The following is a 6,591-nucleotide window of genomic DNA, read 5'->3' as shown; positions in this document are numbered from 1 at the left end:
TACTACGACTGGACCTGGTTCGAGGTGACCCTGCCCAGCCAAGAGCCCGCTGAGGGATTCGCCCACCATCTCCTGATCCGCCGCTCCACCGACAAGAAACAACTCGCGGGCGGTGTCATCGACTTCGAGTATGCCTACTTCCTCGTCCACCACCGGCGCGAAGCCGCGCTACCCGAGGCCGTACGCCGGGCCGGCGTGAGGTGGAAGATCGAGGAGAACAACGAGTCGGCCAAGCAGATCACCGGGCTGGGTCAGTACCAGGTCCGCCGCTGGAACTCCTGGCACCGCCACGTCACCTGCGCGATGCTCGCCCTGGCCTTTCTCACCGTCCGACGCGCCCACCATCCCGACCCCGAACCGGACGCCCCGCCGCCCCAGAGTGCCGAGCAGGCCGACGACGTGGGAATAGCCACGCAGCCGGAGGAAGGGAGCTTCTGCCGCTGATCCGCCTGACCGTCCCAGCCCTCGCCACCGTGCTTGCCGCGACCGCCCTCGTCCCCCACCATCAACCCGAACACCACCTGCGACAGCACCATTGGCGAGCCGTCCACCAGACCCGCGCCACCGCCAGTCACTCCCGTCGGCGAGGCGAGCGCCTCGCCGGGATGTTCCCGGGCCACCGACAAGTCCGAGGAAGGACAGCGCCGTCGATCGGAGTGCGGGTCAGGAGGCCGCGAGAGCATCCCGGCACCGTCATCCTGGCGCGTCCATCGCTGTGCGGGTCAAGAGGCCCGGGACATCCGGCACTTCACATACTCACTATCGCTGTGGATGACGCAGCCAGGCTCGAGTCCGCCTCGGCCGTGGGCCATGTCGAGAGCGTCGACGACGAGCTCGGCGCGGTGGTGGTCGGCCATGGCGTAGCCGACGACCTCGCGGGTGGCCAGGTCCAGCCAACAGGCGAGGTAGAGCCAGCCCTCGGCGGTGGGCAGGCAGGTGATGTCGCCGACCTGCTTGGTCACGGGGCGCTCGGCGTGGAAGTCGCGGCCGATCAGGTCCGGGGCCGGCTTCGCCTTCGCGTCCGGCCGGGTCAGCGAACGCCGTCTGCGCCGGGTGACACCGCGGATGTCGCGCTCACGCATCACGCGGGCGACGCGCTTGCGGTTCACCCGCCGGCCCAGGCGGCGCAGTTCTGCGTGGATACGCGGGACACCGTAGGTGTGCCGGGAAGCGATGTGCAGCACGGTGATCTCGTGTGCGAGCGCGTCGTCGGCGGCCTGTCTGGCACAGCGGGCGGCCTCGCCCTCGCACCAGGCGTAGTAGGAGGAACGGGCCACGCGCAGGACCCGGCACAGCAGAATGATCGGATAATTCGCCTTCTCCGCATGGATCAACCGGTACAGCTCGCTCACCGGTCGTTCTCCTTCGCGAAGAAGGCCGTGGTGGGATCAAGGGGTCGGTGCAACATCCCAGGTAGAACGGTTGCTGGAGGTGTTGCCGGGTGGCGAGGGTCGCTTTTTTCAGGATCTCGATCGTCTGCTGCTGCTCACGAACCTCCTTGCGCAGCCGCTTGAGCTCCTCACGCTCGGCGCTGGTCAGCTCACCGGACTCGCCCGAGCCCCGGTCCGCCTTCGCCCGGCGGTACCAGCCGCGCAGGGACTCGGAGCTGATCCCGAGTTCCCGGGCGACGGCGGTGACCGTCTTACCCGAGGAATCGACGAGCGCGATCGCGTCCCGCTTGAACTCCTCGGTGTACCGCTTCGTGTACTTGCTTCCCACCTGGTGCTACTTCCTCTGGAACCTCAAGATCCCAGTCTCCAGGTGTCCACGATCAAGGGGGAGCTTCACCTGGGACGTTGTCCATGTTCGCGGCGCACCGGCGTTCCGCCCGTGCGCAACTCGGTTGTGCCGCGCGACGCGTCGCCGTCAGAGGCGGACCGTCATCTCCACGGTCACGTCGTCCCCGGCCGTGATGCCCTGGGGTCCGCGTACGGCGGCCTTCAGCGGCAACAGGTAACCGCCGTCCTTGGGGAAGAGCGACGTCGTGAAGCTGGTGTCGCCGATGCGGGCCTCGACGGGGACGACTCCCCAGCCGTACGTGGCCATCGCGGCCACTTCGCGGATGTGGGTGGACTCCTCGTCCGGCACGGTCGCGAAGTAGTACGGCGAGGGCCCGCGCCACTCGATCACACGGCCGGCGAAGACGAGCTCCATGGGTCAGTCCCGTTCCTTCAGGGTGGCCGGACCGCCTCAGCGTACAGGCGGTGCACGGAAGTGCGGAGGACAAGTCCGGTCAATCGGTTGCTGATGGGGCTCCGGGAGTCAAACGTATTGGCGATCAATTCCCTTCCCTTGGGTGAAACCGCAGGGCAACAAGGTGACTTGAGCCTAGAATGGAACTTCCGCGATCACCCCGCGTCCAGGCGTGGGCAGGACTGTGAGGGGCCGGATGAGCCAGGAGCGAGAGCCGCTGCCGACCGCGATCGACACCGGGATTCCCAGTGTCGCCCGGATGTACGACTTCCTGCTCGGCGGCAAGGACAACTACGCCGTCGACCGCGAGGCCTCCGAGGAGCTGCTCAAGGTCGTCCCCAGCACCAAGGAACTCGCCGTCAACAACCGCAGGTTCCTGCAGCGCGTGGTGGGTGTGCTCGCCCGCGAGTACGGGATACGCCAGTTCCTGGACCACGGTTCAGGCCTGCCGACGCAGGACAACGTCCATCAGGTCGCCCAGCGCGTCGACCCTGCCGCGCGCGTCGTCTACGTCGACAACGACCCGATCGTGCTGGCGCACGGCCGGGCGCTGCTGGAGGAGAACGAGAACACGGCCGTCATCCAGGCCGACTTCCGTGACACCGACGGCATCTTCGGCCACCCCGAAGTGGAGCGGCTGATCGACTTCAGCCAGCCGGTCGCCGCGCTGTTCGTCTCGGTGATGCACTGCATCCCCGACGAGGACGACCCGGCGGCTCTGGTCAGGCGGGTCGCGGAGCGACTGGCGCCGGGCAGCTTCCTTGTGGTGTGCCAGCTGGTCAGCGAGGACAAGGCGGTGCGCGACTTCGTCACCGAGTTCATGGACGCCAGCACCCAGGGCAACTGGGGCCGGGTCCGCCAGGAGAGCGACGTCCACGACTTCCTCGACGGGCTGCAGATCCTGGAGCCGGGGCTGGTCGAGGTGTCCACCTGGCGCCCCGACACCGACCTGGCGCCCCGTCAGGCGACACTGGAATGGATCGAGTTCGGTGGAGTCGGCCGCAAGGCCTGAGCGTGTTCGGGGTCCCGGGCCGACAGGACCGGCCCCGGGGCCCGCATCACCTCACGACAGCTGCTCGAGGAAGTCGCGCAGGATGCCCGGGGTCCGGACCGGGGGCTCGGCCTCGGCGCTGAGGCGGTCCATGACGGCCAGGTAGTTGTCGACGTCGTCCTGCTTGTCCAGGTACAGCGAGCTGGTGAGTTGCTCCAGGTAGACGATGTCGGGCAGGTCGGGCTCCAGGAAGCGCAGGATCGTGACCGGTCCGCCCGCCGTGGCGAGGCCGCCGACGCTGAACGGTGCGACCTGCAGCGTCACGTTCGGCATCGCGGCCGCCTCGATCAGCCGCTCCAGTTGGCGCGACATCACCTCGGCGCCGCCCAGCGGACGGCGCAGCGCCGCCTCGTCCACGACGGCCCACAGCCGCGGTGCCTCCGGTCCGGTCAGCAGACGCTGGCGCTCCATGCGCAGCGCGACCCGGCGCTCGACCTCGACCCCGGACGCCCGGGGGTGCCCCAGCCGGATCACCGCGCGGGCGTACTCCTCGGTCTGCAGCAGGCCGGGGACGAACTGCACCTCGTACGTACGGATGACGGAGGCGGCCTCCTCCAGGCCCACGAGCGTTTCGAACCAGCCGGGCAGCACGTCGGCGTACCGGTGCCACCAGCCCGGCGTGTTGGCCTGCCGGGCGAGCTTGAGGAAGTCCGCGCGCTCGTTCTCGTCGGTCACGCCGTAGAGGGTCAGCAGGTCGGCGACATCGCGCTCCTTGTAACCGACGCGGCCCAGTTCGAGACGGCTGATCTTGGCGTGGGAGCCGCGGATCGCGTCGCCCGCCGCTTCGCGGGTGACGCCCCGGGACTCCCTCAGCCTGCGCAGCTGGGTGCCGAGCACGATGCGCAGCACCGTCGGACCACCGCGCGGGTGCTCCAGGTACTGCCTTATCGACGGTTCGTTGCTCGGCCGCGTCGCGGTCATGCCGGCTCCCGTGGTGACTGGGCGGACAGTCAGTGTCTCACTGAGTCGCGCCCGAATACAGCCGCATCTTATGGCATGCCGACGATTTGTCAGCCCGTCATGTCATCGAAGTCTCCGTCCTTCACACCGCCGAGGAAGGCCTCGATCTCCGCGCGCGTGTAGATGAGCGCAGGTCCGCCCGGGTGGCGGGAGTTGCGCATCGCGAAGCCCCCACCGGGCAGCACCGCCAGCTCGACGCAGTTGCCACTGGGATTGCTCCGGCCGCTCTTCCTCCAGACCGCGCCCTCGATGTCGGTGGCCGGCACGCCGTTGTCGAACTCCCGCATGGCTACGCCTCCTTGACGCCATCTGCACATGCAGATGCACGTGCAGATGTACTTACCCTTGCACTTACGACTGTAATTGCAGATGTGCTTGCACCGGTAGGGATCCGACGGGGATAGTGGTGGGCGCAGACAGCAACGCGCCCCCCCGCCCGACAGCTCTGCGGAGTTCCCGATGACCACGCATCCGGCGATCCCTCTCGACTTCGGCCTGACCGAGGACTCAGGGTCACGCTTTGCCGCGTGCGGCCTGAGTGGTGACCTCCACGCCGCAGGTTCCGCACGGCAGTTCACGCGTGCCACCCTGAGCAGTTGGGGGATGCTCGCCCTCGTCGACACCGCCTCGATCGTGGTATCGGAGATGCTGACCAACGCCGTGCGCTACGGCCTCGACGACCCGGCGTACGCACCGTTGTCCAGCCGGCCGGTCTGGCTGGGCCTGCTCCGCCGCGACGAGTCCGTGCTCTGTACGGTCGCCGACCCCGGCACGGGCATCCCGGTGGTCAAGGAACCTGACTGGTTCGCCGAGACCGGGCGAGGGCTGCACATCATCGACTCGCTCAGCGAGTCCTGGGGCTGGACACCGCCGGACGAGGCGGGCAAGTCCGTCTGGGCGCTGATCTCCGCGCCCATGTGACTTCCGTCCCGCGGTGTCGCGCGGACCGGACGCCGCGGGACGGGGGAGCGGGGGCCGGACGCGCCGCGGCGGGGCGCCGGGGGGATGCCTCGCCGCGGCCGGACGGCACGCCGCTCCACTGCGTCGTTCCACTGCGCCCTTCCGTCACCTCGCTCGCTGGTGGCCCGCCCGTGCCCAGTGGTTGATCGCCTCTCATGGGTGATCCATGACTTCTCCTTTGCCTTTTCAGGGAAAGGAATCAGCTCTTGTGGACGTACCGCCATTTCCGGTCGGCCTCCGTCAATACCCCCTGACGGGGCATGTGCTAGCGTTTCGGAGGTTCACGTGATGACAACGGTGTCAGATGCTCCGGTCCCGCGGACGTGACCGTCCGCGAAGGAAAAGCCCCTGCTCTGAAGGGCGGTGCTCCCGGAGCGGCCTGCGTGGCACGCCCGTTCTCCGGTTCCACAGAAGAGCACATCGAATCATGCAAGAAAGCCGTGCGGTCTGGCTGCCCTATCGGTCCGGCGAATTCTCCGGCCCGCTGCCCGACGGCCTGTCGTACCACTTCTGGGACGGTCTCTCGGCCTTCCCGTCCGACCCCCGGGACGTACGATTCGTCGTCGTCCCACCCGTACCGGCCAAGCAGCACGAGATCCTCGACCGGCTGCTGCACCGGACCGAGCGGCTGGAGGTCCTGCAGGTCCTCAGCTCCGGCCACGACTACCTCGCCCCCTTCATGGCGCTGCTTCCCTCCGGCACCCGCGTCGCCACGGCCAACGGCGTGCACGGCGACGCCACGGCCGAGCTGGCGGTGACGCTGTTGCTGGCCGCGGAGCGCGGCCTCGACGACTTCTTCCGCCGGCACGCCCTCGGGCAGTGGCAGCCCCGCGTCTTCCCCACACTGTCCGGCAAGGAGGTCCTGGTCGTCGGTCAGGGCGCGGTCGGAAAGGCCGTCGCGGTCAGGCTCGCCGCGTTCGGCTGCCGGGTGGTCCGGCTCGCCCGCACCGCGCGCGACACGGCGGACGGGCATGTGCACGGGTTCGCGGACCTGCCCAGGCTGCTGCCCTCCGCCGACGCCGTCGTGCTGTGCGCGCCCCTCACCGACGAGACCCGCGACCTGATGGACGCCTCACGGCTGGCCCTGATGCAGGACGGGGCCGTCCTGGTCAACGTGGCCAGGGGGGAACTCGTCGACACGCGGGCGCTGGTGCGGGAGGCCGGGCTCGGGCGGCTGCGCGCCGCCCTGGACGTCACCGCACCCGAGCCGCTGCCCAGCGGACACCCGCTGTGGTACCTGCCCGGCGTCCTGATCACCCCGCACGTCGGGGCCTTCACCGACGCGTTCACCCCCGCCTCGCTCGCCTTCATCGCGCAGCAGCTGACCCGCTACGCGCGCGACGAGTCCCTGGCGAACGTCCTGCCCGTCATGGCCGCCGCGAACTGAGCGGCGGCGGGGGAGGGGGGAGAGGAAAGGGGGGGGGGGG

General features: G+C 69.1%; 7 protein-coding genes and 2 pseudogenes. 4 read left to right on the top strand and 5 right to left on the bottom strand.

Annotated elements, in window-relative coordinates:
- Positions 1 to 444 (top strand): annotated as a pseudogene (locus ACRWNP_RS36730) (IS701 family transposase); the annotation flags it as partial.
- Positions 445 to 722: 278 nt separating this feature from the next.
- On the opposite strand, the gene ACRWNP_RS36725 reads toward ACRWNP_RS36730, so the two are convergent.
- The 3 genes and pseudogenes from ACRWNP_RS36725 to ACRWNP_RS36715 form a co-directional block, all read right to left on the bottom strand.
- On the bottom strand, positions 723 to 1,352 hold the full coding sequence (locus tag ACRWNP_RS36725) for an IS3 family transposase (protein ID WP_431969290.1): 630 nt from the start codon (positions 1,350 to 1,352) through the stop codon (positions 723 to 725).
- A gap of 151 nt (positions 1,353 to 1,503) precedes the next feature.
- Positions 1,504 to 1,719: pseudogene (locus ACRWNP_RS36720) on the bottom strand (transposase); the annotation flags it as partial.
- Positions 1,720 to 1,866: 147 nt separating this feature from the next.
- Positions 1,867 to 2,154, bottom strand: a complete 288-nt coding sequence (locus ACRWNP_RS36715; RefSeq protein ID WP_431969288.1) for a DUF1905 domain-containing protein — start codon at positions 2,152 to 2,154, stop codon at positions 1,867 to 1,869.
- A gap of 235 nt (positions 2,155 to 2,389) precedes the next feature.
- Here ACRWNP_RS36715 and ACRWNP_RS36710 point away from each other — a divergent pair, with 235 nt between their 5' ends.
- Entirely contained in the window at positions 2,390 to 3,205 is an 816-nt protein-coding gene (locus tag ACRWNP_RS36710; protein WP_431969287.1) for an SAM-dependent methyltransferase, read from the top strand.
- 51 nt (positions 3,206 to 3,256) lie between these two features.
- Here ACRWNP_RS36710 and ACRWNP_RS36705 read toward each other — a convergent pair whose 3' ends face one another.
- Both ACRWNP_RS36705 and ACRWNP_RS36700 read right to left on the bottom strand, forming a co-directional pair.
- On the bottom strand, positions 3,257 to 4,165 hold the full coding sequence (locus tag ACRWNP_RS36705) for a helix-turn-helix domain-containing protein (RefSeq protein WP_431969285.1): 909 nt from the start codon (positions 4,163 to 4,165) through the stop codon (positions 3,257 to 3,259).
- Positions 4,166 to 4,254: 89 nt separating this feature from the next.
- Positions 4,255 to 4,491, bottom strand: coding sequence for a DUF397 domain-containing protein (locus tag ACRWNP_RS36700; protein WP_431969283.1), 237 nt, complete (start codon positions 4,489 to 4,491; stop codon positions 4,255 to 4,257).
- Positions 4,492 to 4,663: 172 nt separating this feature from the next.
- Between ACRWNP_RS36700 and ACRWNP_RS36695 the strand changes: the two genes are divergently transcribed.
- Together ACRWNP_RS36695 and ACRWNP_RS36690 are read left to right on the top strand one after the other, a co-directional pair.
- Positions 4,664 to 5,125, top strand: coding sequence for an ATP-binding protein (locus ACRWNP_RS36695; protein WP_431969281.1), 462 nt, complete (start codon positions 4,664 to 4,666; stop codon positions 5,123 to 5,125).
- A 466-nt stretch (positions 5,126 to 5,591) separates the two neighbouring features.
- Positions 5,592 to 6,551: an NAD(P)-dependent oxidoreductase gene (locus tag ACRWNP_RS36690; RefSeq protein WP_431969279.1), complete on the top strand. Its 960-nt coding sequence runs from the start codon at positions 5,592 to 5,594 to the stop codon at positions 6,549 to 6,551.
- Positions 6,552 to 6,591: the final 40 nt, after the last annotated feature.

Source organism: Actinacidiphila sp. bgisy160, from assembly GCF_965342435.1.
Lineage (GTDB): Bacteria > Actinomycetota > Actinomycetes > Streptomycetales > Streptomycetaceae > Actinacidiphila.
The sequence above is the reverse complement of the archived record's forward strand: the minus strand, read 5'-3'. Positions and strand labels throughout refer to the sequence as shown.